This window comes from Photobacterium kasasachensis (genome assembly GCF_050336885.1).
In the GTDB taxonomy this organism is placed as follows: Bacteria; Pseudomonadota; Gammaproteobacteria; order Enterobacterales; family Vibrionaceae; genus Photobacterium; species Photobacterium kasasachensis.
In genome coordinates this window covers 66429-90051 of the sequence record NZ_JAKJSH010000013.1, presented here as the reverse complement: position 1 = coordinate 90051, position 23623 = coordinate 66429, and the positions used below count along the sequence as shown (strand labels likewise).

The 23623-nt window shown below is 45.5% G+C and carries 25 protein-coding genes; 14 read left to right on the top strand and 11 right to left on the bottom strand.

Translation table 11 applies throughout. From position 1 onward, the window contains the following. Positions 1–86 precede the first annotated feature (86 nt). On the top strand, positions 87–308 hold the full coding sequence (locus tag L4D19_RS18445) for a hypothetical protein (RefSeq protein ID WP_428453688.1): 222 nt from the start codon (positions 87–89) through the stop codon (positions 306–308). Between the two features lie 102 nt (positions 309–410). Here L4D19_RS18445 and L4D19_RS18440 read toward each other — a convergent pair whose 3' ends face one another. The 4 genes from L4D19_RS18440 to L4D19_RS18425 form a co-directional block, all read right to left on the bottom strand. Further along, entirely contained in the window at positions 411–1355 is a 945-nt protein-coding gene (locus L4D19_RS18440) for a YeiH family protein (protein WP_428453802.1), read from the bottom strand. Positions 1356–1472: 117 nt separating this feature from the next. After that, positions 1473–1796: a YdbL family probable chaperone protein gene (locus L4D19_RS18435; RefSeq protein WP_075767468.1), complete on the bottom strand. Its 324-nt coding sequence runs from the start codon at positions 1794–1796 to the stop codon at positions 1473–1475. Between the two features lie 18 nt (positions 1797–1814). Next, the gene (locus L4D19_RS18430; protein WP_083652108.1) at positions 1815–2030 is read right to left on the bottom strand and encodes a YnbE family lipoprotein; all 216 of its coding nucleotides are present in this window, start codon (positions 2028–2030) and stop codon (positions 1815–1817) included. A gap of 48 nt (positions 2031–2078) precedes the next feature. Beyond that, positions 2079–5357: an intermembrane phospholipid transport protein YdbH family protein gene (locus L4D19_RS18425; protein ID WP_428453687.1), complete on the bottom strand. Its 3279-nt coding sequence runs from the start codon at positions 5355–5357 to the stop codon at positions 2079–2081. Positions 5358–5811: 454 nt separating this feature from the next. On the opposite strand from L4D19_RS18425, the gene L4D19_RS18420 reads away from it, so the two are divergent. After that, positions 5812–7089, top strand: a complete 1278-nt coding sequence (locus L4D19_RS18420; protein WP_428453686.1) for an NRAMP family divalent metal transporter — start codon at positions 5812–5814, stop codon at positions 7087–7089. 102 nt (positions 7090–7191) lie between these two features. Here the strand turns inward: L4D19_RS18420 and L4D19_RS18415 are convergent, their stop codons facing one another. Further along, positions 7192–7539 (bottom strand): hypothetical protein, encoded by a 348-nt coding sequence (locus L4D19_RS18415; protein WP_428453685.1) that lies wholly within the window; start codon positions 7537–7539, stop codon positions 7192–7194. A 321-nt stretch (positions 7540–7860) separates the two neighbouring features. Here L4D19_RS18415 and L4D19_RS18410 point away from each other — a divergent pair, with 321 nt between their 5' ends. Both L4D19_RS18410 and L4D19_RS18405 read left to right on the top strand, forming a co-directional pair. Beyond that, the gene (locus L4D19_RS18410) at positions 7861–8514 is read left to right on the top strand and encodes a hypothetical protein (RefSeq protein WP_428453684.1); all 654 of its coding nucleotides are present in this window, start codon (positions 7861–7863) and stop codon (positions 8512–8514) included. A gap of 260 nt (positions 8515–8774) precedes the next feature. Further along, positions 8775–9668 (top strand): LysR family transcriptional regulator, encoded by an 894-nt coding sequence (locus L4D19_RS18405; RefSeq protein ID WP_083652112.1) that lies wholly within the window; start codon positions 8775–8777, stop codon positions 9666–9668. A 65-nt stretch (positions 9669–9733) separates the two neighbouring features. Here L4D19_RS18405 and L4D19_RS18400 read toward each other — a convergent pair whose 3' ends face one another. Both L4D19_RS18400 and L4D19_RS18395 read right to left on the bottom strand, forming a co-directional pair. Continuing rightward, positions 9734–12436, bottom strand: a complete 2703-nt coding sequence (locus L4D19_RS18400) for a bifunctional acetate--CoA ligase family protein/GNAT family N-acetyltransferase (protein ID WP_428453683.1) — start codon at positions 12434–12436, stop codon at positions 9734–9736. Between the two features lie 167 nt (positions 12437–12603). Next, on the bottom strand, positions 12604–13113 hold the full coding sequence (locus tag L4D19_RS18395; RefSeq protein ID WP_428453682.1) for a DUF2301 domain-containing membrane protein: 510 nt from the start codon (positions 13111–13113) through the stop codon (positions 12604–12606). Between the two features lie 150 nt (positions 13114–13263). Between L4D19_RS18395 and L4D19_RS18390 the strand changes: the two genes are divergently transcribed. The 4 genes from L4D19_RS18390 to L4D19_RS18375 all read left to right on the top strand — a co-directional run bounded on the left by L4D19_RS18390 (position 13264) and on the right by L4D19_RS18375 (position 16062). Continuing rightward, positions 13264–13845: an SPOR domain-containing protein gene (locus L4D19_RS18390; RefSeq protein ID WP_428453681.1), complete on the top strand. Its 582-nt coding sequence runs from the start codon at positions 13264–13266 to the stop codon at positions 13843–13845. 326 nt (positions 13846–14171) lie between these two features. After that, positions 14172–15164, top strand: a complete 993-nt coding sequence (locus L4D19_RS18385; protein WP_428453680.1) for a D-alanine--D-alanine ligase — start codon at positions 14172–14174, stop codon at positions 15162–15164. 93 nt (positions 15165–15257) lie between these two features. Beyond that, a complete protein-coding gene (locus tag L4D19_RS18380) occupies positions 15258–15431 on the top strand; it encodes a YhfG family protein (RefSeq protein WP_428453679.1) in 174 nt (57 codons plus the stop codon). Beyond that, the gene (locus tag L4D19_RS18375) at positions 15421–16062 is read left to right on the top strand and encodes a putative adenosine monophosphate-protein transferase Fic (protein ID WP_428453678.1); all 642 of its coding nucleotides are present in this window, start codon (positions 15421–15423) and stop codon (positions 16060–16062) included. The genes L4D19_RS18380 and L4D19_RS18375 overlap by 11 nt, the downstream gene beginning before the upstream one ends. A 65-nt stretch (positions 16063–16127) precedes the next feature. Here L4D19_RS18375 and L4D19_RS18370 read toward each other — a convergent pair whose 3' ends face one another. Continuing rightward, positions 16128–17099 carry a tyrosine-type recombinase/integrase gene (locus tag L4D19_RS18370; protein ID WP_428453677.1) on the bottom strand — a complete coding sequence of 324 codons (972 nt, stop codon included), beginning with the start codon at positions 17097–17099 and terminating at the stop codon, positions 16128–16130. Positions 17100–17349: 250 nt separating this feature from the next. Between L4D19_RS18370 and L4D19_RS18365 the strand changes: the two genes are divergently transcribed. Beyond that, on the top strand, positions 17350–17715 hold the full coding sequence (locus tag L4D19_RS18365) for a DUF3319 domain-containing protein (RefSeq protein ID WP_075767478.1): 366 nt from the start codon (positions 17350–17352) through the stop codon (positions 17713–17715). Between the two features lie 63 nt (positions 17716–17778). Here the strand turns inward: L4D19_RS18365 and L4D19_RS18360 are convergent, their stop codons facing one another. Beyond that, complete coding sequence (locus tag L4D19_RS18360; protein WP_428453676.1) at positions 17779–18294, bottom strand: ATP-dependent zinc protease family protein; 516 nt, start codon at positions 18292–18294, stop codon at positions 17779–17781. Positions 18295–18402: 108 nt separating this feature from the next. Beyond that, entirely contained in the window at positions 18403–19008 is a 606-nt protein-coding gene (locus L4D19_RS18355) for an HAD family hydrolase (protein ID WP_428453675.1), read from the bottom strand. A 119-nt stretch (positions 19009–19127) separates the two neighbouring features. Between L4D19_RS18355 and yciH the strand changes: the two genes are divergently transcribed. Beyond that, positions 19128–19451, top strand: coding sequence for a stress response translation initiation inhibitor YciH (yciH, locus tag L4D19_RS18350; protein WP_075767481.1), 324 nt, complete (start codon positions 19128–19130; stop codon positions 19449–19451). Positions 19452–19739: 288 nt separating this feature from the next. Here yciH and L4D19_RS18345 read toward each other — a convergent pair whose 3' ends face one another. Then, positions 19740–20096: a DUF3693 domain-containing protein gene (locus tag L4D19_RS18345; protein ID WP_428453674.1), complete on the bottom strand. Its 357-nt coding sequence runs from the start codon at positions 20094–20096 to the stop codon at positions 19740–19742. Between the two features lie 118 nt (positions 20097–20214). On the opposite strand from L4D19_RS18345, the gene L4D19_RS18340 reads away from it, so the two are divergent. The 4 genes from L4D19_RS18340 to L4D19_RS18325 all read left to right on the top strand — a co-directional run bounded on the left by L4D19_RS18340 (position 20215) and on the right by L4D19_RS18325 (position 23543). Continuing rightward, positions 20215–20430 carry a hypothetical protein gene (locus L4D19_RS18340; RefSeq protein ID WP_428453673.1) on the top strand — a complete coding sequence of 72 codons (216 nt, stop codon included), beginning with the start codon at positions 20215–20217 and terminating at the stop codon, positions 20428–20430. Next, positions 20430–22577 carry a replication endonuclease gene (locus L4D19_RS18335; protein ID WP_428453672.1) on the top strand — a complete coding sequence of 716 codons (2148 nt, stop codon included), beginning with the start codon at positions 20430–20432 and terminating at the stop codon, positions 22575–22577. The genes L4D19_RS18340 and L4D19_RS18335 overlap by 1 nt, the downstream gene beginning before the upstream one ends. A 31-nt stretch (positions 22578–22608) precedes the next feature. Then, the gene (locus tag L4D19_RS18330; RefSeq protein WP_428453671.1) at positions 22609–22932 is read left to right on the top strand and encodes a hypothetical protein; all 324 of its coding nucleotides are present in this window, start codon (positions 22609–22611) and stop codon (positions 22930–22932) included. Positions 22933–23312: 380 nt separating this feature from the next. Further along, positions 23313–23543 (top strand): hypothetical protein, encoded by a 231-nt coding sequence (locus tag L4D19_RS18325; protein WP_428453670.1) that lies wholly within the window; start codon positions 23313–23315, stop codon positions 23541–23543. The last annotated feature ends 80 nt before the right edge of the window (positions 23544–23623 follow it).

The following is a 23623-nucleotide window of genomic DNA, read 5'->3' as shown; positions in this document are numbered from 1 at the left end:
ATAGACATAAAGGGTATTTTTCTTTTCCCCCGAACCTTTCCGATAATGTAGCCAAATAGATATACCTGAGTAGGAAAGATAAGCTGATGGTCAAATGGATAGGGGGAGTTCTCGCACTTGTGGGACTGTCACTAATGACATCGGGGCTAGTGAGTGCCTTGATTGATTTGGCGGCTTTTTTGCTTTTGTTGTTTGTAGTTGCGAGAAGGGCCATGAAACGGAAGGCAGAATCGGCAGAAAACAGCTTTTTGGATGATGTATCAGGTGCTGAAGTTAAAAGCAAAGAGAGAATAGATATCGCACCATAGATATCTCACCAAGGTGGTAAGCGAATAATGCAAAAGCGAGCGAGTGTTCTGCAGGGGTAGAACACTCGCTCTCTTTGTTGAAGTATGGTCAGTCAGTCTTCGTTATAGCCACTGAATGTAGGTTAGCGAACCCAATCCGATACTGAACCAAAGCAAGATCCCCAACAACAGCGGCTGAAACCCGGATGCACGCAGTTTCTGTACTGTGATCCCCGAGCCTATCAAGAACAGGCAGACAACCAATACCCGCTTGGAAACAGTAAATACCTGATCGTAGACAGGTTGAAGATCCGGAACGAAGTGGGCGAACAAAATAGCGACACAGTAAAAAACAATGAAGTAGGGAACGCCAATCTTTTTGCTGTCACCTTTGAACATCAGCGCACTCAGAAAAGCAATTGGAATGATCCACAATGCTCGGGCTAGTTTCAATGTTGTGGCTGTCTTAAGCGCCTCATCGCCATAGGCACCGGCAGCCCCTACAACAGAAGAAGTGTCATGAATGGCGATGGCTGCCCAGGTACCAAAGGCATGCTGGCTCATTTCTAGAAAGTGGCCAAGAGCCGGAAAAACAAATAACGCAACAGAATTCAGAACAAATACCGTCGCTAACGCCAGGGAGGTCTGATCGTCTCTGGCATTGATGGCTGGTGCGACAGCGGCAATGGCACTTCCGCCGCAAATGGCGGTACCGGATGCAATCAGGTGCCCGGTCTTTTGTTCGATTTTTAAAAGCTTGGTCAGCAGGTAGCCAATGATAAGCGTGAAAAAAATCGAGGCGACGATAAGCCCCAGGCCCTGTTTGCTTGCTTCGATTGCCTGATTAAGATGGATGCCGAAACCTAATCCAATAATGGAATACGACAGTAGCTTCTTGGTCAGAGAGGCCAAGTTGAAGTGTGTCGGAACCAATCCAAGGCTGGCAAGCGTGAAGCCCAAAATCAGCGCGACGGGTGAGCTTATGAAGGGAAGCAGGCAAAGCAGGGCGACAGCAAAGAAAACATAGTCAGACGTCTGGGCGTTTTTGATGGTGTTAGAAAGCGACATCATTAGAGAGTAGTTAAGAAAATCAAAGATTAGGATGCAGCGAGTATACGCGAAATTTTAGTTAGTTAGATTTAAATATATTGATGCTAGGGTTAAGAAATACTGAACATGCTGATACTACTTCTTGACCCACCGACCTGATGCGTTTTGGTAATAATTACCAGATTTGGTTTTTTCTATGGCCTTTTGGTAAGCCAAGCGACCAACTTCCGAGCTCGTGAGGCCATGGGATACGGCAATTTTTTTATAGCGGGCCTGGCGATGGTTGTTAACGGAGGACACAAGCTGTCGGACTTCCTGCGACGCTGTTGAGGTAACAACGGCAACATAGCCGGTATTGGCTTCACCAATCAAGCCCTGATCCTTGGCCTGCTGTAGGTCAAGGGCGTAGGCATTGGCGGATATGAAAACAGCAAAAAATAGGACTAGAAAATTCTTCATGGCAATCTCCCTGCCGTATCAGAATACATCGTCATCGCTGAACAAGTCATCAATTTCCTTATCAACTTTTATTCTTATTTCGTGTTCAATCTTTACATTGAGGTTTACTTCTATGGGCTTGTCTGAAGCTGTGACCTGTACCGTGGGAGTACAGCCGGAAATACCGATCATCCCAAACATTGCTACGAATGCAAGGATTGTGAGTATGCTGAAAAGTTTTAGCTGAATATCCATGAGCTACGACCATTCTTAGCTATCATGTTAAACAAAAGCGCAATAATGCTACTCATCTAAACCAAGCTGCTTTAAAAATTGACCTTCCAGCTTTGATGAATTTATCGCATTCAATGTCTTTATAAGTGCTGGAATGTCGTCTTCAATGTTCAGGTTTATATATATCGGCCGTCCATTTTGAAAATCAGGATTGTAGCCTTTAAACCGCGAACTAGCGTTTAATTGTCCTTCTTTAGAATAGTCTATATCAACGGCCAGCGAGTCATATTTATAATTTTTGAGAATCTTACTAATCACCATTAGGCTATTTTCTCCGGCCGCCTCAACATTCCTGTCGATGGCTGAGCCCTCCTTGTACCGCAGCACGCCTCCCGGGAATCGCGAGTGAAGTTTACCGTTTTGAATGGCCGGTAGGCCGTTTTGGATCGACAGGGGAAGGCTGCCATCCAGGGTGCCAGTAAGCTCAACGTCATTAGGCTCAATAGCTTGTATGAGCTTTTCCAGGTCCAGGCGATGAACAAGAATAGGAATGTGGGGAATGTTCGTCAGCGACGAGCTGGTTACGTCGTGGGTGCTGATGGAGCCACCGAGCAGATAGGCGCTGGCACGGTGGAGAGCATAGTGGTTATTTCCGGTATCAAACTCGATCAGGGCAAAAATGTTTTCGAGTAAAACGCCGGCATGTAACAGGCCTGCATGGAGGCTGACAGGGTACGTTGAACGAATCCCTTCGGGAGTGAGTACAGCATTAAAAGAAACATTGAGATCGGCAAAATGAAACCCGTGTATATACCCGCCCAAGCCATCGGCAAAGACGGCAAAGTCGCCAGTTAGCTTGCCCTTGTTAAGCAGCAGGTCAGCATTAAAACCCACTTTCCCACTATTGAGATCGTACTTGATTGGCAGCCGTGGCAAATAGTGTTTTTTTAAACTTCGCTTTGTATCAAAGGCAATGTCATTACGGTGTAACTTTATTTTGGTCTGATCGCGCAGCAAATCAGACTTTATCGAAAACTTGGCTAATTGCGCTTTGATAGCACTGTTTAAGACGCCGGAAATACTGAATGTCTCGGGCTCAAGAGCCAGTGTTCCCTGGCTACTGAAAGGAGGCAGACGCTGGTTGTTCTGCTTCAGATTGAGACTGGTCTGGTAGTGGGTTGTTATATTCAACTGTCCGTTTGAATGTCGAAGCATGGCATCTTTGAGAGCGAGTGTAAGTTTGGCATCGTACTTCTGTACTGGCAGTTGCTTTTTGTTGCGCAGAAGCCGCTTTCGAGACTGGGCGGAAACAGCTTCCTCGGTGATCAGTTTTTCGCCGTAGAAGTCACTGGTAAGTAGGATTTCGGCATCAGGTGCTAATTGTAGCTTAAGTTGAGGTGGAGAGTCGTGCTCGAAAGATTGTGACAACTTAATACTGCCAGCCTGAAGTGATAAGTCAGTAGCCTGAGAATGGATAAATGAAGGATCAATTGTTGCACCAACAGGCAGTACCGCTTGGGCGACGTTGAATCGATTTTGCTGAAATTGCAATGTCAGGTTTGTCGAAGACCACTTCAGATCAACGTCACTGGAAGCAGAAATTGTATCTAGCTGGCTATCAGTAGTCGGGAAAAGCTGCTGAATTCGGGACTGAAAATGGGCTGAGGTGTTACATTGTAACGAGTTGGATGGATGGTATCGGTCAAGCTTGATAGAGCAATATAGCTTCTTGAAGAGTAAAGAAAAAAAGGTGTCATGCCGGGGGCTTTCCATCGCGATCTCTTCACTGGGTTCGCTGAGTTCAAATATCAGCTTGTCATCTTGATACAGTGCATCAAAGGTCAGTGTTCCGTCAGTGCTGAAGGACAGGGTCGAGACGGTAGCCTTTGTCTCTGGGCTGTCTGGCGCATTGTGCATAGGGTGCTGAAACGCATACTGGTTTAGATCTACCTTGATGTGACGAGGTAACGTAATTGTGATCTGATACTGCGCTTTAGTAATGCTGTCCAGGCTTCTTGAAAGCGTCTCTGTGGGAGAAAGTTCTTGATTAGAATTAGATGACTGGCTTGCTGGAGTGTCGGCTGTGGTTGTTATGGTGCTTGCGGAGTCTTGGCTGAACGCCGTCTGTGTGGCTTGGATAGTCAGCGGCTCACTAAGGCTCGCATTAGGCATACCGTAAAGCTTAAGCCTGTCGGTTAGCTCTTTGGTGTGTTGGAAGTCCGCGTGGCAATTAAGAGAAGTTGGCAATGGACTGGAAAAATGGAGCTTGGCAAGGCATTGCAGCTTGTTTCCTTTCGGCCCGGCGATCGTGCCGGAAAAATGCGCGTCTTGTTCATTGATATGTTCGACAAGCACGTCAATGTCATAGGGGTCAGGCCCGAGCGCTTTTCCGACCAATTTTAGCCTGGCTTTTTTATCGGGTTTATTCATTCGCTTTTTTGGTGTCTCAAGTACCAGCAGAGAATGAATGATTAATTCACCGTAGTTGAAATCATGGATCTTAAGTTTACGTAGTGGGAGTAAAGAGAGTTTGGCGATAGCTCGCCCCAGATGAAGGCCCTGATTGGTGTTATCCGGTTTTTCGATGAACTCTGGCAACTGGCTGGGTTGATCAAGCCAGAGGCTGTCTGCTGTCAGTTTAATTGTGTTTTCAGTATGTTTGAGATCCAATCCGAGGGCTATGTTCTTTCCCTGTTGGGTGTAACTCTGTGTGACAGTCGGCCATTTGGGCTTAAGTGTGGTGACATGGACAGAGAGCGGCGTATTGTATGGCTGCCAACTGATAGAAAAATTAGCCTTGTCGAACTCAAAAGGATATTGGTTAGCTGCTTTGTCGCCCGGGATCAGAAGGTTGAGAGCACCATGCCTGATATAGCCACTAATGACCACGGCAGGCTGCGTCGTTAAAACAAGGTCTATATCTTCAATCTGCTGTTTGACGGCTGTATTGTTGTGATCGAAAAGAGAAGCTTCGATTGTATTGGCATGGGCGCTAAAGACATAAGGCTCCGACAGATCGGTAAAGTTAAAGGCTGTGTCTTTCAGAGTCAGGGCACTTAATCTAATCCCTTGTTGTTTCAGGGCGTTCAGTACGTCGGGAGAAAGGCGAACTTCAGTCTGCTTTGAAAACAAACGCCATGATGAGTTAGAGATAGCACTGTCTTTGTCGACGAAATGTTCTAAGGAAAGCTTGCGTAGTGTTAGCGCGTTTCGGTTGATAGAGATGGACACTTCATCAACGACTAGCCCCTGATTAAAACTGATGCCGGAGAGCGCGTTAATCTCAATGCCTTTTGAGGCTAGCCATGGTGGAATGATAACGGCGGGAATGATGAGAACACATAACATCACAAACAAACCATAAAGAAAAAGACGTTTTCTTCGGCTTCGTATTTTTCTTTTGGAGATGGTCACGGAGGGCCGTGGGTTCTCTGTTTCATTCATGAATCATCAAAACTGCCTGGTTTGAGAATATACACGAGCACATATGAACGGTTGTTTCCATACTGTCTACTTTCTCTAAGCATAAGCCGTAAAACAAAAAAGCGTGAAAAAATAATCACCTAACTGCTCTAAAAAAATCACACTGAAATTAAACTTTTTTTTATTGTTTTTTTCGCTGCAAATGCCCGACAACCAATAAGTATTACAATTCTCGATAGAGATGATCCTCTGCAAATGGTATGACTCACAGTGATAGTTGCTGATGGGCAGAGAGGCAGGCTTGATCATTGAGGATAAAACTGCGAGAAATTGGAGGGCAAAAATACTATTAGAACAATAAAATCATCAGGATGTGATTATGTCTGACACAGCGTCAATTCAAACATCTGCCGAAGGCGGCAGTAGCATAAAACAACTTATTCAATCTTTGGGCCCGGGTATTATGATGGCAGCTGCGGCTGTGGGTGGCTCACACCTTGTCGCATCAACCAAAGCTGGTGCTATTTATGGCTGGCAACTTGCCGGACTGATCTTACTGGTAAACCTGTTTAAATACCCATTTTTCCGTGCTGGGGTCCAATATACGATGGGAACAGGAAATAGCCTGATCCAGGGCTATGACAGTATGGGACGTAGCTACCTTTGGATTTTTACCGGTCTGAGCCTCATATCAGCCATTGTTAACACAGCGGCATTGCTGCTATTTAGTGCGAGTCTGCTTGGTTACTTCCTGCCGTTTGCACTTTCGCTTCCGGTGCTGTCTGCCATTGTTGCGGCTGCCTGTCTGAGCATTTTGTTTGCAGGTCATTACAAGGCGCTGGACGGCTTGTCAAAAATAATCATGGCGGTACTTGTGATTGCAACCTTGTCTGCAGTGGTTATTGCGGCTGGTAACGGAAGTGCAGCCCCTGCAGATTTTGAGGCGCCTTCAGCCTGGTCAATCGCTTCTATTGGCTTCATCGTTATTATGATGGGGTGGATGCCAGCACCGATTGAAATTTCGTGTCTGACGTCGCTTTGGCTCAAGAGTCAGCAGAAAGAGCAAAAGGTAACGGCACAATCGGCGCTGTTTGATTTTAATGTTGGCTATATCGGAACCGCTATTTTGGCCATTATCTTTTTGTCACTGGGGGCACTGGTTCTTCATGGTACAGGTACAGAACTTAAAAGCTCGGGCATTGGTTTCTCGCACCAGCTAGTTGGTTTGTATGCCTCGACGATTGGAGAGTGGTCTCGTTACCTTATTGCGGTTATTGCCTTCTTCTGTATTTTCGGTAGTACGATTACTGTTATTGATGGTTATTCGCGTGCACTGGCAGAATCTCAACGCCTGCTTCAGAAAAAAGCGCAAGGTCAACGTCGCTGTCATAATACCTGGATGATTATTGTTAGTGCTGCAGCAATGGGCATTATTGTGTTCTTTAGCTCGGCACTCATGCCGCTGCTTAACTTCGCCATGGTGCTGGCATTTATGACGACGCCTGTCTTTGCCTTGCTGAACTATCGTCTGGTGGCAAAAACAGCTTTACCGAAAGCCTTGCAGTGGAGTCGTACAATGAAGGTGCTGTCTTGGGCTGGCTTGACGTATCTGTTTGGTTTCCTGGCTGTGTTTATTTGGTGGAAGTGGTTGATGTAGCACGATAGGCTGTTTTCGAAATCCAGACCAAAATCAATCAAATACCAATGACTATAAAGCCCTCAATCGAGGGCTTTTTTAATGCGTAATGTCTACCTTGAATTAGCCAGCAAGGGCAGGATCACAAGCTAGTTTGTCAACCTTGATCTGATCCTTGGATGCTGGCACGAGGATCTCACTGTTTAACTGATAAATGATGTCAGATAGGGCTTCTCTTACTGCAGCTTTATCATCACCATCTAATGCATGAATCGCACGGAAAAGGTCTTTCTGGATACTGGTTACTTGCTTGGATGCACGATCGAGCTCGAGGTATTCAATGGAGGCGATTTCATGAATGCGCTGAATCGAGATACTAGCAGGGGAGATAGCGCGATTTGTCATAAGTTGCGATGAGCAGTGCTTGAGGTATGTAATTGTCTGTGAAAGCGATTGTGGGGGTTTTTCCATAATGATCAATCCTTAATCTTTGATTTTAAATCAATTCTAGTCTTCCCGGTCACTTGCCAGACACTGTAGAGTAAATCATTTTAATCAATATTAATGCAGATCAATTAAATGCTTATTCTTTTGTGCTTAGAAACGAACTCTGGATATGGATCGCATTGTGTAGGTGGTTATATTTGCCATGCAGTGGCTAAAATAACCACCATGAAAAGGCTTGTTTCGGGGTGAATGATATAAGTTGTTGAAAATATAGGTTTATATTTCTGGCATGTTACCTGCTATGAACTTAAGACAATAATCTTATCGTAGGTTAAAGGAATCGACATGAAGAAAGGATTTGGCTTACTTATTGTTTTCATAGCGCTGTTTTCTCTAAGTAATATTGTGCTAGCCAAAGATAAGCGGACGTTTACGGGGAGCATCGATGCCAGCGAGCAGGCACTGCACAAGTTGGTAATGGAAGTCCCGGTTGGAATGGTCAATGTCCAAGTTGTTGATGACGGTGTTGTGACTTATCGTGTGGACGTCGAAGACAATTCATCGGGGTGGTCTTTCTTTGCTACTGATCTTGATGCTCTGGTGCTTTCAACGCAAGTCACCGACCAGACACTGCATTTAATGATTGATGAAGACGGGATAAGTCAGGATTGGACTCTGAATGTTCCTAAAGATCTCGCACTGCAGCTTCAACTTGGTGTCGGTAATGTGGAGATTAACGGTTTTAGCCAGACGCTCTCAGCAGATATCGGTGTTGGTTCAGCTTGGGTTGGTGTAAATAGCACGGATTATGAGCATGTCCGGGCTGCTGTTGGTGTCGGTGAAATTCAGGTTCACGGGTTTGAGCAGGGCAATTTGGTGAAGGAGCGAGTAATCGTTTCTGATCAGCTCACGATTACTGGTACAGGAAGAAATCACATTAATATTGAAATCGGTGTCGGTGATGTGAATCTCAGCCAGGATCTTGCAAGCAAGACTTAACAAATATGATTTATGCAATTTTCTGACTTAATTATCACTAAAGTCAGAAAGTTCTCGGGGAAATACTTTTATAAGTGATTGGCTATTCATTAATTTGAATGGCCACTTTTGTTTTTGTTGCTCTCCTTAAATCCCCGTGAGTACCAGAAACGGCTAGAGGCAATGTATAGCAATGTAAAACTGTTCTTTTTCATGGGAATGGCGCTGAGATATGTGATACAACGATAACAAGGATGTCAGGGTCACAACTGGGAGTAGATGTGAACAAATTATTGTCTTTCGAAGCGCTGTTAGTGCTGGATGCTATTGAGCGCCGGGGAAGTTTTGCTGCGGCTTCAGAAGAGCTGGGGCGAGCGCCGTCTTCTTTGAGTTATCAGGTGCAGAAACTAGAGCAGGATCTGGACTTAGTGATTTTCGATCGCTCTGGCCATAAGGCTGCGTTTACCAAAGCCGGCCATTTACTGCTGGAACGAGGTCGCCTGTTGTTAACAGCAGCGGATGAAATGATTTCTGATGCTAGCGCGTTGGCCCATGGCTGGGAATTGGATATTACTATTGCATACGATGGCCTGGTTAAGCTCGACAATATGTTGCCGCTGGTGGACGGGTTGGCAAAAGTCAGCAAAACACGTATCCGCTTTCAGGAAGAAATTCTTGCCGGATGTTGGGAGGCTCTCGCACAGGACAGAGCTGATCTCCTGATTGCACCCGCACCGAGCGTTGCCCCACCAGATGTGAAGATTCAGCCAATAGGTAAACTTGATACTATCTGGGTTGCGCACCCGGATCACCCTATCCATAAGCACAAGAACCCATTGGACCCTCAGGTCAGGCAGCAGTATCGTGGTATTGCCGTAGCAGATACCGCCAGAAATTTACCACCACTAACGCACAATATTTTAGATGAACAACCGCTGCTTACGGTAAGCTCCATGTACGATAAATTTGTGGCGCTTAAAGCAGGAATGGGCATTGCGACAATGTCGACTTGCTATGCGGAGGAAGCGATTAAAAATGGTGAACTTGTTGTGATCGGTGATGATCCGGTTTACGAGTTGGATATGGTGTTAGCCTGGAATCGAAGCCGTATGGGTAAAGCAAAAACTTGGTGTATCAAGCACATCGAGAGCTTATGGAAAAAGAAGTATAATTAGTCAAAATTGCTTGATGTAAAAATGGCGCCATATTGGGCGCCATTTGTGTAATAGGCGAAATAACGTTAACTTGATGTCTTCAATGGCAGCAGCATTTCGACAATGCCATCTTCCATTTGGATATCAATTTCAAAACCAACTTTTTGCGCTAGCATGATCATCCCGCGGTTAGAAGGCATAGTCATTCCTGAAATTCGCTGTAGCCCGCGCTGCTGACAATAGCTGATGATCTTGTCCATCAAAATACGTCCCAGCCCGATCCCTTTAAGATCCGAGCGGACCAAAATCGCAAATTCTGCTTCTTCATTTTCAGGGTCCGATAAGGCGCGGGTTACTCCGATGATCACTTCATCTTCTTCACCATTATCCAGAGTGATTTGGCGGGTAGCGACAAAGGCCATTTCCCGGTCGTAATCAATCTGCGTCAGGTTGGCCAGTGCCTCATGGTTTAATTCCCCGACATCAGAGAAAAAACGACGGTATAAGTCATCGACAGAGACTTTCGAGATAAAGGATTTATGTTTCGGCTCATCTTCGGGCAAGATCGGGCGAAGCAGAATTGAAGAACCGTCCTTCAACGAAACTTCTTCTTCATATTCTTTAGGGTAAGGGCGTATTGCCAGGCGTTTTTGCTTATCGCCGGTAAATTGCTTAATCGTCATCGAAGCGTCAATCACGGTCATCTCATCGCCAGAAGCCAGCAGAGGATGAATATCAAAGCTAATGATCTCCGGGCAATCAATGATCAGTTGGGAAATCTTAACCAGCAGCTTACACAATGCCGGTATATCGATACGTTCTGGCAGGCTACGTTGTTTGATCTTGCCGGTCTTAATGGCGTTGATAACCATATAACGCGCAAGAGCCATATTGAGCGGCGGAATAGCCACTGCAGCATCTTTGTGAATATCCCACTCGGCAGCGTCTTCTCCCATCAGAATAACCGGGCCAAATATGGAGTCATTGTGAACCGAGATACGAAGCTCTTGGGCTCCGGAGCGTTTTGCCATTCGCTGAACTAACAGCCCGTCAATTTGGGCGTTCGGATAGTCGATTGAAACACGATCCAAAATGGCTTGGGCACCATTGGCGACTTCTGCTGCCGTGCGTAGATGCAGCATTACCCCGTGTACTTCTGATTTATGACGTATATCTGGGGAGCGAAGTTTTACCGCGACCGGATAGCCAATTTGCTCGGCAATATGTGCAGCTTCTGCGGGATCTTCAGCAATCCATGTAGGGAGCGTGTTGAAACCATAGCTTTCAAGTACCGGGCGAACTTCATGGGTTTCAAGTTCAGAAACACCTTGGGCAAGCAGATGGTTTAACACGTCGTGAACGTGACGAGGGTTGGCCTGGGTTTCACCGAACGAAACTGGTGTCTCCATCAATTGCTTTTGGTTACGACGGTATTCGACCAAATGCATGAAGGCCGATACCGCACTTTCAGGGGTACGATAGGCAGGAAATCCGGCCTCAGTAAAAATTTGTCGTGAGGCCGCCGCCTCATTCTCGCCAGCCCAGTTAGTCAGAATGTTAAAGCGTTTGCTACGGGGGTGGGACTGCAAAACATGAACAAGCCGTTTGGCGGTTTCGTGGCCGGGAGCGATAGCAGAAGGAGAGTGCATGATAAGCAAAGCATCGAAATCATCGCTGTCGAGCAATATCCGAACGGCCTTTTCATAACGGTTAATGTCGGCATCGCCGATAATGTCGATCGGATTGGAATGCGACCAGCAAGCAGGTAACACTTCAGACAACTTGCTGGTGGTTTCTGCACTAAGCTCGGCCAGTTTGCCGCCTCGGTCTGAAAGCGCGTCAACAGCCATAATTGCCGGGCCACCGCCATTGGTGATGATGGCAAGGCGTTCGCCACGCAGAGGAACTGAGTGGGCAAGTGTCTCAACAGCTGCAAAAAGCTCATGGGTATTGTGTACCCGTAGCATACCTGAGCGTCGAATAGCCGCATCATAGACGGCATCGAGTCCAACTTCTCCGCCAGTATGAAGATGTGCAGCTGCGCCACCGGCTCGGGTTCGCCCACTCTTGAGTACCAGGATCCGCCGGTTACGGGCAGCGGCACGCGCTGCTGACATAAAACGTCGGGCATCCTTGATTGAATCTACATATAAAAGAATGGCCTCGGTTTTACTGTCGCGACAGAGTGAGTCGAGCAGCTCGGCAAAATTAATATCACAGGCATCGCCCAGCGAGAGAAAAGTTGAAAAGCCGATGCTCTTGTCTTTGGCCCAATCCAGAATGGTGGTGCAAACGGCGGCTGACTGGGAAACGAATGCGATATTGCCTTTATTGGCCGCAATAGGTGAAAAGGAAGCATTGAGGTTGAGCCATGGCAGAATTAAGCCCATGCTGTTTGGGCCCACAATACGCATATCGAACTGTTTTGCTACCGCGTACATACGGACTTCTTCGGTCTCACCGTTACCGTCGAAATCGCTATTCATACCGGCAGCGAGCACGATTGCTACCTTAACGCCTTTCTCACCAAGTTGGCGAATAATGTCGACATTACGATGGGCATTGGTACAGACAATGGCGAGATCCGGAACACGGGGAAGGCTGGCAATTGTAGGGTAGGCGAGTACACCGGCAACGGCATCATATTTGGGGGTGACAGGCATTATAGGCCCGTGAAAACTACCTGAGAGCAGGTTTCTGATAACAACGTATCCTGCCCGGTTGGGGCTATCTGATGCCCCAATTACTGTGATTGATTTCGGCTTGAGTAGTTTGTCCAGTCCATCCATAACTTCACCCGACATTAATGAGAGTTACACCAGAGTCTAACGGATGAAGATTGGAGTTTCCGACTAAAGTTTGCGAGCTGTGATCAATGGCAACTTGTTTGAATCAATAGCTTTTTAGCCATAAAAATGGGCACTGCCTCGTAATAGTGGAAGCAGTACCCAAATGGTTAGACTTGGTAGCGACTTTTATCACCAATATCGTAGTGCAGCGGCATACGCCATTTTGCAATGGCGGCAATAGCTAACAGTACGGCGCCGACCAGGCTGAAAATAAGGCTAATCTGAGGTAACCCGAAGACAAAACAGAACCAGTAACCGGCGAGGGCCAACGGCGTTAGAGTCAGTACTTTCATCTGAAAGCAAAAATACTCTTTAATTGCGAGTGCACTAAAGGTAAATAAAGCAGCTCCCAATGCAAGCGGTGACCATATATCAAGAATTAGCCAAATAGCGGCAAACATCCCGCTGCCGATGATTAACCACCGAAAACGTTTATCGTAGATATGAACAGTGCTTGCAGCAATAAGCGCGGTGATCACAATGGCTGGGATAGCTAACTCAGTTTTCCAAGCGATTATCAACAAGATAGCAGCTGCTGCGGTTAGGGTACAGCGATAGAGAATGACGGTTAACTTATCCAGACTATCGAGCTCGCTCTGAATATGAGGATCGGCCATTTGAAGCTCCGAAATAAGAAGAATGACGTATTTTACATCAAAATCATGTGACGAATGACAGATAGTTATTGATCTATCGTAAAGTAAGGGTTGATTGGGCTTAGAAGCAACGGCAGAATGAAAGCAGAGATCTTATTTGGCAGAGTTATAATGAAGAAAATCGCCGTGTTCGCCGTAGTAACGGCACTAGCCGGGTGTGCGTCAGACAGTGAAAATATGCAAATTGTAACCTCTTCATCTGAAGAAAGTTACACGGCAGAGCAACTTCGCTCACTAGAACAGATGCAAAAAGCAAAAACTGAACAGTCAGTGATCGCCTTAACTGAAGAAACCGTTAAACCTAAACCAGTAAAACAGGTTGTCAAAATATCGCCTCAGCATCCTGAAGAGCAAATGGCTAAAAAGCAAACGCCTAAGCCGAAGAAACCTGTTTACAAATATGCCAAGGCCGCTTCTGGTGGATACACAATTCAGGTGCTGGCATTGAGCCATAATAGAGGTTTCCGACCTTATATGAATAAACTGCCATCGGACCAACCTGTCTGGATGAACAAAAAGGAGCTAGAGGGCCTACCTTGGTATACTTTGTTATACGGCCAGTTTGATACACGCGAACAGGCGAAAAGGGCTCTGGCAGCATTGCCACAAAACGTAAAAGACTACGGTCCATTTATCCGCAGTCTGAAAGAGATTAAGTCATCACCGACGCCTAAGCTGACAAAGCTGAACTAATCACTGGAAAAGAGAGCAAGCTTGCTCTCTTTTTTTATATCCGGAAGATCAGACAGAAGTCATGATGTTCAACCAATGCCACCCAAGCAGCTGAAAACGTTAACTTCAATCAGTTATCGCGACTTTTATGCTCAACCAATGTTAATTTAATGAAATATTTCACTGATAACTGATCTGTAAGGTGCAATACGCCCGTTTTTTTTATTACTATTGAGACAGAATGATAGCTTGAGTGTCGGATGGGCGGAGATACGCTTTGACGCTAAGCTGAATAAATAAATGGCTGGCAATACAAGATCTGCCGGCTTGTACTACAAGGGATGATAATGAGCTCAATCCATGTTTTATTACTGTGCGGCGGCGGAAGCGCCGAGCATGAAGTTTCTCTCGTATCTGCTAACTTTGTGGAACAGCAGCTCCAGAAGATTGATGGCATTACCTACACCCGCGTTGAAATGAAAGAGAGTGGTTGGTTTGACAGTGAAGGCACTCACTGTCAGCTGAATCTTGACCGCTCATTGCAAGTTGGCGATCAGAAGACGCAAGTTAATTATGTGATCCCATGTGTTCACGGCTATCCTGGCGAAACCGGTGATCTCCAGTCGTTTCTTGATATGGCGAAACTGCCATACTTTGGTTGTGGCGCAGAGGCTAGCACCAATTGCTTCAACAAAATCACCACCAAACTGTGGTTTGATGCACTGAACATTCCAAATACGCCTTACGTTTTTCTGAGTGATAATAACGAAGCGGCACATGCACAAGCTGCTGCCGCTTTGGAAAAATGGGGAGAGGTCTTCATTAAAGCCGCTTGCCAGGGATCTTCGGTCGGCTGCTACCATGTCGCGAACATTGCTGAACTAGCTGATGCGGTAAATAAGGCGTTTACCTATTCTGAGCAAGTTCTTATTGAAAAGGCTATCAAGCCCCGTGAGCTTGAAATCGCAGCTTATCAATATGGCGATGAGCTGGTGATCACCAAGCCTGGTGAAGTATCGTGTCCGGCAGACAAGTTCTATACCTATGAAGAGAAGTACAGCTCAGACAGCCACTCTACAACAACGGTTGAAGCCCGTGATCTAACGGAAGAACAAGTTGAACAGATCCGTCACTATGCGCGTAAAGCGTTTGTACAAATGAAGCTGAAAGATCTGTCACGCATTGATTTCTTCCTCAGTGAAGATAATGAAGTATTGCTTAATGAGATAAATACGTTCCCGGGTATGACGCCAATTTCAATGTTCCCTCAAATGCTGGAGCATAATGGCCACTCGTTTAGCGTATATCTGGAGAAAGCCATCAAAGCGGCTGCAGTATAAACTACGCTTTGGCCGGAGGAGTGCTTTCCCCCGGCCAAATTGGCGATTCTGTCTGGAGATGCAATACTGGGTATAGATGCAAAAAGGAAAAGTATGCTGACAACGAAACAAAAACGTGAACGGTTTGAAGCTTTGCGAGCTCGAAATTACAGGGCGAGTCTACAGCTTGAAGGTTTCGATGTTGAGCCAACGAAGATGGATAACGACATAGATCGATCTACAGAATCCGTTAAAATTGCCAGATTAAAACAGCGCTATGCGAGATAAATATGGTGTAAACCAAGACCCGGACTGTTACCCCGGAACGACTATCCTCAAGAATCGCTTATCTATCAAGGATGAAGACGAACTTGAGCTTGCAGAACGAGATTTTACCCGCGTTCGGGCAGAACACTTTGTGCCCGAGTTTGATCAATTCAATCTAGCATATCTTCAAAAAATTCATCAACACCTGTTCCAGGATTTGTACTTATGGGCCGGCCAAATACGCCAGGTCGATATTACAAAAGGGCAAACACGGTTTTGCCATATGGAGAATATTCAGCGTGAAGCTGAAAAGCTCTTCAACGAGCTGGAACAAGAGGAGTTCCTTTGCGGCTTGCCGTTCGATACGTTTATCAAACGTATGGCGCACTATTACTGCGAGCTGAATATAATCCACCCATTTCGTGAAGGTAATGGTAGGGTGCAACGCATCTTTTTCGAAATCCTAGCGATTAATGCCGGCTATGAAGTGTGTTGGGAAGGCATTAACCTCAAAGAATGGGTCGACGCTAACCAAATGGGTTACTTTGGCGAGCTAAAGCCGTTGCAACGTCTGTTCGAGCGGATCACTGTGCTGATTGATATTCAACAAGGACCAAGAGAGCATTGGGCTGACAGTCCCTCCGAGCAATAGCCCTGCTAATATAGCTCTACTAATGCACTATAACTTTTGAATTATCTCCATATTCTATACCATACTCATTTTTCCCATGGCTTAGGCTTAACATACTTGGCGATTTCTTTATCATGACGATCGGTATTGCCTACGTATTGAGCCGGCATTGCCGGGCTTTTCCAGCGTCCCTGTTCTTGGATTTCGTTAATTGAAAGACCGGAATCAGCTAAATCCTTAGCGGCACCAACTCGTGGAGACTGTCCGGAGAATAGGGCGGATGACGGTAAGTTCAGCTCATCGCTGGCACGTCGAAATACACGATAAATTGATGAATGATCTAGCGGCTTATCACCTATGTTGCTGTGGCGATCGATGCGACGGAAAACAAATCCCTCACAAATCATGCTTATAACAAGCCATCGCTGCAATGCTTTAGACGATACCGAGCTAAGGGCAATGCTTCTGCCGTTAACTAAGAGGTCAATCAAACCATCTGCATGTATTTCCAATGAATCAATCGTAAGTGCAGCAAGCTCGCTGCGTTTAAGCATTGCTTCGAATGAGACGGCCCATATCGCCACGTCGCGGATATCTTTCACTTTGGTGGAAAGCTCAAATTGATAGAGAAGCTTTTGTAAGTGTTCATCTCTAAACGCTGAAGCATTACGGTAATCGTCATGCTTTCTGAGTTGCTGCTTTTGCATCTCAAGGCGTATTTCGGTGTGGGAGCAAGGGTCGGTAAGATTATGGCAACGATGCACCAAACTGATTGTTACCATGTAACGCTTAAGGCTAGCGAGTTTTCGAGAGCGAGACATGTAGTCGATGTACCTATGCACAGTATCTGACTTTGCAGGCAAACATGGCACTTTATTTTCTATGCAGAAAGCAACAAAGCTATTCCAATCGTTCTTAAAAGCAACTAGCGTATTTTTCGCATATTGACAGTGCGTAAGCTCTTCCCATGGCTCAGTAGATTCAATAAACCCAGCGAATGTTTTGATGCTGAGGCGCTGCTGCTCTTCATTATCGATAGGTGGAATTTTCTTGGCCATTTAATGGTAACCTTCTAGTGCATTATAATTATAAAGATATACCAAACATAAATTAGTACATAGTGAAGAGTAAAAAAATCACACTGACAACAAATTTATAGGCTTAACAAGAAGACAAATGAGCAACGAAATGCTTCAATAACACTGGATTTAATGAGTTTTTGTAACAATACTTATTATCTCAAGAGATTATTTTTTTGATGCTTGTTTTTTGTACAAAGATTTGACTCAACTTTGTTGAGGAGTGTGGATGAAGAAAAGAATATTCCATCGAGGGCACAACATTGAAAATGCAACAGGTGACCCTGATGGCTGGAAAACCACAATTAATGGTCGTCCAGTATCAAGTAAACTGACTTTGGTTAAGAAAAGCATCGACTGGTGGTGTGACATGAAAGCATTCATGCCGCCAGAGAAGTTTGCAACTGTTGGATCTCAAGCTCAGCAAGCAGATCAAAAGATTGAAGATTATAAAGGTTTTAAGTTGATGAATGACAGCGGGAAGCCTAATGAGTGGTATGTGATATTACGAGGGCGATTATTGAAAGGATCGCCCATCGCAATTAAAAAGCACTTAGATGCTGTTATTGAAAAGCTTAAACAACAACAGAAATAGAGTAGGGTAAGCTTACTATTTTCACTAAACTAAACGCCTTCGCGGCGTTTAGTTTATAAACGATTAATCGTCTTCATCAAGCTTATCAACATCGACTAAATAATCACCACTTAGCCAGTTACGGCCGATGAGTAATTTATAGTCGAGCTTGCTTCTGTCTCGTAAATTGACTGCAACGCGTTTGTGTTCGCCATTCCAGCCTAAGTCCATTTTAACAGCGTAGCGACGCTCAACGCCCTGGGCGTTGCGAATCTTGCTAACTTTGATGATTTTTCCTTTATATGTCGCTTCATCACCATTTTCATTTATCGAGGTAAACTCAACGGTTTCCCCAAGGTGATCACGCATATCATCACTGTCGCTTTCTTCGCCAGTTACTTTAATATTGGTTGCGTGTATTGACGTTGTTTTCGCACCGGTATCGATACGTGCTTTATAGTCGAGTTCAAGCTCATAAACTTTGATTGTCTCAACTTGCCCGACAATCGACTTATCTCTACTAGCTTTACCGTCAGCCATTGCTAAGTTTGCACCGGTTACCGAAAACAGTATCAAGGCGGGTAGCAGAAGTTTCTTCACACAGGCTCCTAAAATCATTAGTCGTTTTCAATGTAGACACCAGATTAATAAGTATGTTCCAGCTTACTAAAACAGCATACTGAACTCACTCAATCTTTCTAAATAATACTAATTTATGTCCAAGATCTTGTTAATTTTATGAAAACATGACGCAGATAGCTCAAATTGTATGGTTTGGAAACCCAAAGCTTGTGCTGCGTTGACATTTTGCTCGTGGTCATCAATATAGAGCGTCTCGCTAGGCTCCAAATCATATCGCTCGATGAGTAGCTTATAGATATCCGGATCAGGTTTCATCATCAGCTCTTTGCCAGAGACAATTCCACCTTTAAAAAGAGAGATGAAATCGTTTCGTTCATTGAGTGTTTCAAAAAAAGCACTGCTCATATTGGTGAGATAATAAACGGAATAGTGATGATCTAGCAGTCGATACAAAAGCTCTTCGGTTTCTGTAATTTTCACCAGGCTATTGATGATATGTTCGAAAAAATCTTCCATACGTGAGACGGCTATTCCGGTTCTTGCCGCAAACTTAGGAATAACTTCAGCCATCAGCATGGTGCCTCGATCTAGTGAGAGCCAGTCGGGATGATGAAAGACTTCTTCCAAAAGGAGGTGTTGCTCATCGGTAGAATCTGTAAAAGAAGCCACAATTTGGTGAGGATCCCAATGGAAAAGAACGGCACCAAAGTCAAAGATTACATTACGAATCATAAGAGTTTCCGTTTTACTACCATTTATTGATAATATTCGGTAACTGGTAATCTGCAACATTGAGCAACGAACTTATTACCAGGCTCACAAATCCCAGAAAGTAGACGAGATTTTTCCCAATGAGTGATAACAGCCGTTTGGTATTTTCCACAGAGACTGGCCGAATCAAAGAAGAGAAAGCCGCACCGCAGCGCCCAAAAGGTGACGGTGTTGTTCGCATTCAACGTCAAACCAAAGGTAGAAAAGGCAAAGGAGTCTGCATTGTGACTGGCCTTGATCTTGAAGACGCTCAATTAAAGCTGCTGGCTGCAGAACTGAAGAAAGTTTGCGGCTGTGGTGGTTCCGTAAAAGATGGCAATATCGAGATCCAGGGCGACAAGCGTGACGTCATCAAAGCCACGCTAGAGAAAAAAGGCCACACAGTAAAGCTAGCTGGCGGTTAATCGCAGAAGCTTAACAACTGAAGCCCAGGAAGTTCTCGGGCTTTTTCTTATCTGTTAACTGCAGGAACTGTACGGCAGTTAACAGATAGCTCTTGTAATTCAAGCTAGCTTTGAAGCACCAGGCAAACTGAACATTTGCAGCAGAGCTTAAAAATAGGTGTAAATTACCTATTTTATGGTAAATCCGTAATACTGTTAAATTGTACAGTACTGGAAGGCTGCACCATGCACATTGAGAGAATAGTAGGAAAGGCATAAAGAAAACATGTTCTTACCCTCAAACTCTATTTAACATAAGGTACATAATGCGTACTGAACCTTGGGTTCGCTCAGGGCCAGAAATCCAGTAATACCAAGGGTTAAGCCCCTAAATCCTTGGCTACTTAACTTTGCCGTGATGTCCTGCCATATCTGCTGTGCCTTGAAATTCTTGGCTTTATCAGCGGCTAAAAAGATTAATGCCTCGTGTGGGTCGATGTTTGTGCTTTCGGCTAAGAAAATCGCTTCTTCATCAGTAAGATAGCGTTCACCTTTGCGAATTTTGCTGACCTTTTGCGGACTTATAGCAAGGTCATGCGCAATTTGCTTGTCTTGGATGTAGTTTTTGGCCTGTTTATAGGCATCTAACAGTTTATTTGCGTACATGATTTGCCTCCGTTTTTTTCCATTGTAGCTGGAAAATCCCGAAATTTGTCTATTTACAATCCCGATTCTTGTCACTTACGCTATACACAAATCGGGATTTACAGACACAGAGGCACACATGACGACGTTTGAACTGGTTGATGGCACTCGTTTCTTTGAAAATGAACATGATGTTGTTGCTGTCCATCCTGCCGAGGCTGATGCCTATACCAAGTGGCACCGCTTCCCGCATGTTGAGTTGATTGAGCATCTTACGCTGGCTGACGCTATCGCTTCCGGTAAACCGCTTCATGCACTTCACAACACAATCAAGCCTGTTCGTGAGGATGTTTGATGATGACGTGTGATTTTTCTCGACAGGTTGACCGCGAAATAAAATACGCTCGTATGGGGTTGTTAGGTGCGGCTTCGACAATTGATGTTAATGCAGCGCCTCAACCTTACTCACCAACATCTGAGTTGCTAGCCAAGAGGCTTGATGAGGCTCAAAAGCCTGCTAAGTCAGTCTCTAAGGTAAGGTTACCCTGTAACAAAAAGCGTTCGGTAATGCCTGAGTGTTACAACGTGGTGGCGGATATCTTTGCTAGTGAGTACGGTATCAATCCTTACTATGCAGCGCCCCAGCCTCGCCTTGTACCTTGTGACGATGATTGGTCAAAGAAGACGGTTTTTACTGCCGAGAAAAGCTGGATTGTCCGGGCGTTCGATGCCTGTAAGTTACACCGTGACTTTGCGCCGGTGATGTCCCGTGCCTTTATCAACATGGCCAAAAAAGTTGAGTGCCTTGATGCGGTTCGCGCAGTTGAGGAAGCCAATGAGCGCCTGACTAAAATGGAATTCCGTTATACCTCTACTGACGAGGAGCTGTGTGAGTTTGCCAAATCCAAGTCGGCTCATGTTATGCGTAAAGTGGCGGGTATCGAGGATGTCACGGAGGCGTTTGAGCTTGCCTGTGAAATCTTGGCTGATTACGGGCTGGCTTTCCGTCCTGAGCAGATTAAGAAAGCTGAGAAAAACAATGAGCTGAAAAGCCTTGTTAACCGTGCAACCAATGAGCTTTGGTGGCGTCGTGCCTTGCGTAAGCGTTCGGCGCTTGAAATTGAGCGTGTTGCCCGTGACCTGACAATCGTACACAAGGATGGTCAGGCGTATTGTTCAAACTTTTCTGTTACCCGACGTCGCCAGCGTGACGTCGAAAACAAGGAGATGTTGACCAATACCGTGGCGTATGACGAGGATGACGAATCCAATTGGTATACGCTCAATGAGCTGGCTCAAAAGTCTATTTCCAACCCTGAGATACGCCGTGCTGAGATGTTTGTGCGTCTCAAGGGCTTCGAGAATATTGCTAAAGCGAATGAGCATGTAGGTATGTTTTACACCCCTACGTGCCCTAGCCGCTTCCATTCGGTATCCAACAATAAGGTTAATCAAGCATGGCTCGATGCCGGGTGCCCGAGCACTCAGGATGCACATGATTACATGGTACGCATGTTTAAGCGTTTTCGTAATGCGCTCGACAAGGCTGATATCAAGGTTTACGGCTTGCGAGTGGTCGAGCCTCATGCCGATGGTTGCCCGCATTGGCACTTGCTGCTGTTCATGGAAAAACGTCACGAAAAGACCATTACCAAGCTGTTTCGTCGAGCTGCAATGAAGGACACGCCGAAAGAGCCAGGTGCGAAAAAGTACCGTTTTACCTCACAGGCAATTGATTGGGAAAAGGGTTCTGCGGTTGGCTACGTTGCCAAGTACCTGTCAAAGAATATTGATGGTAAACACATTGCGGCTGACCGAAGCACCATTCTTGAGGGTGTCGAGGCCGCTGAGCGCGTGGTGACATGGGCCCGTGTAAACCGTATCCGTCAGTTTCAGTTTATCGGCGGTCCGTCTGTCACTGTATGGCGTGAATTGCGTCGTATCCGTGAAGAATTCAACGAGGATGATCCTTTGTTCAACCATCTTGATGAGGGTGAATGGCTCACCCTTGAGAATGTACGCCGTGCGGCTGATACATCTGACTGGGAGGCGTTCTGTTTGGCTATGGGCGGTGTGTTCGTACGTCGCGAAGACCAGACAGTAAGACCTGAGTATCAGGTGCCTCAAATCATGCAGAAGCTCATTGATGAGTGGGGCGAGGAATACACGACTACCCTAGCCTCCAAAACCCGCTACGGCGATAACGCAAGCGCCCGGGTCATTGGTGTGGTGTTCAAAGCCGCTTATCTGGCTACCCGTTGCCGGACGTGGAAGACCGAAAACAAAGAGAAATTCCTTCGTGGTACCCAACGCATTATGACGGGTGTCACTGACATCTTCGAGGTGTTAGAGCGCGAGGGAGAATATCAACGTATGGCTGATGAGCAATACGAGCAGTACCAGCAATATTTACAGCAAATTGATGAACTGAACGCTCTGGCCTTTGAAGGAGATGGGGAGGCAAGCGCAGCGCCCCATCTCCTCTTGGACTTGTGTCAATAACTGTCACTTAAATGAATTACGGAGAACTCAAATGATTGTTACAGCACGAATTAATGATTCTGACGATATCGAAAAGAAAACCAACGTTAATACCAACACGGGTGAAAAGCGTGATTCCGGTATTGTCCGGTTACAGCTATTCAACCCTTCCGAGGTTGTCGAATGTCGTGTGTCACCGGACCTGTGGGATTCTATGGCCTCTGGGGCTGACCTGAAAAAACTTATCGATAAGAAAACAGAATTCAAAATTCAGCACACTGAACGCTCATTTGCGGGTGATGGTGGTAAGCATGTGAGTTTCTCCGGGTGGCATTTGCTAGGCATCCCGACCCTAGAAAACAAGGCTTCCTCTTAATCAGGAAATAAATAAGGCGTTATACAATGCCAGAATATTATTTACCCGTTCGCACAGATTGTATTTTTGTTCGCTATTACACCTTTCAAGCCCAGTCAGGTAAACATCTGCCGTGTTGGGTGTGGGATAAATATGTATTACCGTTTGTGAGGTAACTATTAATTATGCTTTGTGTAAAGACTACTGCTGAAGGTTATTTGATTGCATCCAGTGCTATTCCCTGCGATGGCGCATTAATGGTTGCGTTAACTGATACACAAGGCCATTTGGATGAATCATCTGTAACACTTCTATTAACCGCCGCCCTTGGGTTATACGCCCTAGTTTGGGTTGGCAATTTCATACTCCATGCAATGGGGTTCAAATAAAAGGATGTCATTATGAAAAAATGTGTTGATACATTGAAAGCAGCTTTGGCTAATAAGTCTGTTCAAGTCTGTTCCGTTATTGCGCTATCGGCCTCCGGTACTGCGAATGCGGCCCTTGATGCGGGAGCCGCGGCGACTGCAATCACAGCAGGCGGTGACCAGATTGTATCGGTCCAAACGGCAATTCTAGGCTTGGCTGCAATTGGTTTGGTTGGTCGCTGGGTTAAAGCTACCTTCTTCTAATCAAGTCATTACCTCCATATTTATTAACAGGGGGCATTGCCCCCTTTTTATTGGGTGGTTGTCATGATTATTACATTAGA

Excerpts from the sequence above, each read along its gene's own strand:
- L4D19_RS18375 (WP_428453678.1), top strand. The coding sequence starts at position 15,421 with ATGCGAGATAAATATGGTGTAAACCAAGACCCGGACTGTTACCCCGGA.
- L4D19_RS18420 (WP_428453686.1), top strand. The coding sequence starts at position 5,812 with ATGTCTGACACAGCGTCAATTCAAACATCTGCCGAAGGCGGCAGTAGC.
- L4D19_RS18415 (WP_428453685.1), bottom strand. The coding sequence starts at position 7,539 with ATGGAAAAACCCCCACAATCGCTTTCACAGACAATTACATACCTCAAG.
- L4D19_RS18410 (WP_428453684.1), top strand. The coding sequence starts at position 7,861 with ATGAAGAAAGGATTTGGCTTACTTATTGTTTTCATAGCGCTGTTTTCT.
- L4D19_RS18445 (WP_428453688.1), top strand. The coding sequence starts at position 87 with ATGGTCAAATGGATAGGGGGAGTTCTCGCACTTGTGGGACTGTCACTA.
- L4D19_RS18440 (WP_428453802.1), bottom strand. The coding sequence starts at position 1,355 with ATGTCGCTTTCTAACACCATCAAAAACGCCCAGACGTCTGACTATGTT.
- L4D19_RS18430 (WP_083652108.1), bottom strand. The coding sequence starts at position 2,030 with ATGGATATTCAGCTAAAACTTTTCAGCATACTCACAATCCTTGCATTC.
- L4D19_RS18335 (WP_428453672.1), top strand. The coding sequence starts at position 20,430 with ATGATGACGTGTGATTTTTCTCGACAGGTTGACCGCGAAATAAAATAC.
- L4D19_RS18390 (WP_428453681.1), top strand. The coding sequence starts at position 13,264 with ATGAAGAAAATCGCCGTGTTCGCCGTAGTAACGGCACTAGCCGGGTGT.
- L4D19_RS18395 (WP_428453682.1), bottom strand. The coding sequence starts at position 13,113 with ATGGCCGATCCTCATATTCAGAGCGAGCTCGATAGTCTGGATAAGTTA.
- L4D19_RS18385 (WP_428453680.1), top strand. The coding sequence starts at position 14,172 with ATGAGCTCAATCCATGTTTTATTACTGTGCGGCGGCGGAAGCGCCGAG.
- L4D19_RS18325 (WP_428453670.1), top strand. The coding sequence starts at position 23,313 with ATGAAAAAATGTGTTGATACATTGAAAGCAGCTTTGGCTAATAAGTCT.
- L4D19_RS18355 (WP_428453675.1), bottom strand. The coding sequence starts at position 19,008 with ATGATTCGTAATGTAATCTTTGACTTTGGTGCCGTTCTTTTCCATTGG.
- L4D19_RS18340 (WP_428453673.1), top strand. The coding sequence starts at position 20,215 with ATGACGACGTTTGAACTGGTTGATGGCACTCGTTTCTTTGAAAATGAA.
- L4D19_RS18435 (WP_075767468.1), bottom strand. The coding sequence starts at position 1,796 with ATGAAGAATTTTCTAGTCCTATTTTTTGCTGTTTTCATATCCGCCAAT.
- L4D19_RS18380 (WP_428453679.1), top strand. The coding sequence starts at position 15,258 with ATGCTGACAACGAAACAAAAACGTGAACGGTTTGAAGCTTTGCGAGCT.
- yciH (WP_075767481.1), top strand. The coding sequence starts at position 19,128 with ATGAGTGATAACAGCCGTTTGGTATTTTCCACAGAGACTGGCCGAATC.
- L4D19_RS18425 (WP_428453687.1), bottom strand. The coding sequence starts at position 5,357 with ATGTTATGTGTTCTCATCATTCCCGCCGTTATCATTCCACCATGGCTA.
- L4D19_RS18345 (WP_428453674.1), bottom strand. The coding sequence starts at position 20,096 with ATGTACGCAAATAAACTGTTAGATGCCTATAAACAGGCCAAAAACTAC.
- L4D19_RS18330 (WP_428453671.1), top strand. The coding sequence starts at position 22,609 with ATGATTGTTACAGCACGAATTAATGATTCTGACGATATCGAAAAGAAA.
- L4D19_RS18370 (WP_428453677.1), bottom strand. The coding sequence starts at position 17,099 with ATGGCCAAGAAAATTCCACCTATCGATAATGAAGAGCAGCAGCGCCTC.
- L4D19_RS18365 (WP_075767478.1), top strand. The coding sequence starts at position 17,350 with ATGAAGAAAAGAATATTCCATCGAGGGCACAACATTGAAAATGCAACA.
- L4D19_RS18400 (WP_428453683.1), bottom strand. The coding sequence starts at position 12,436 with ATGGATGGACTGGACAAACTACTCAAGCCGAAATCAATCACAGTAATT.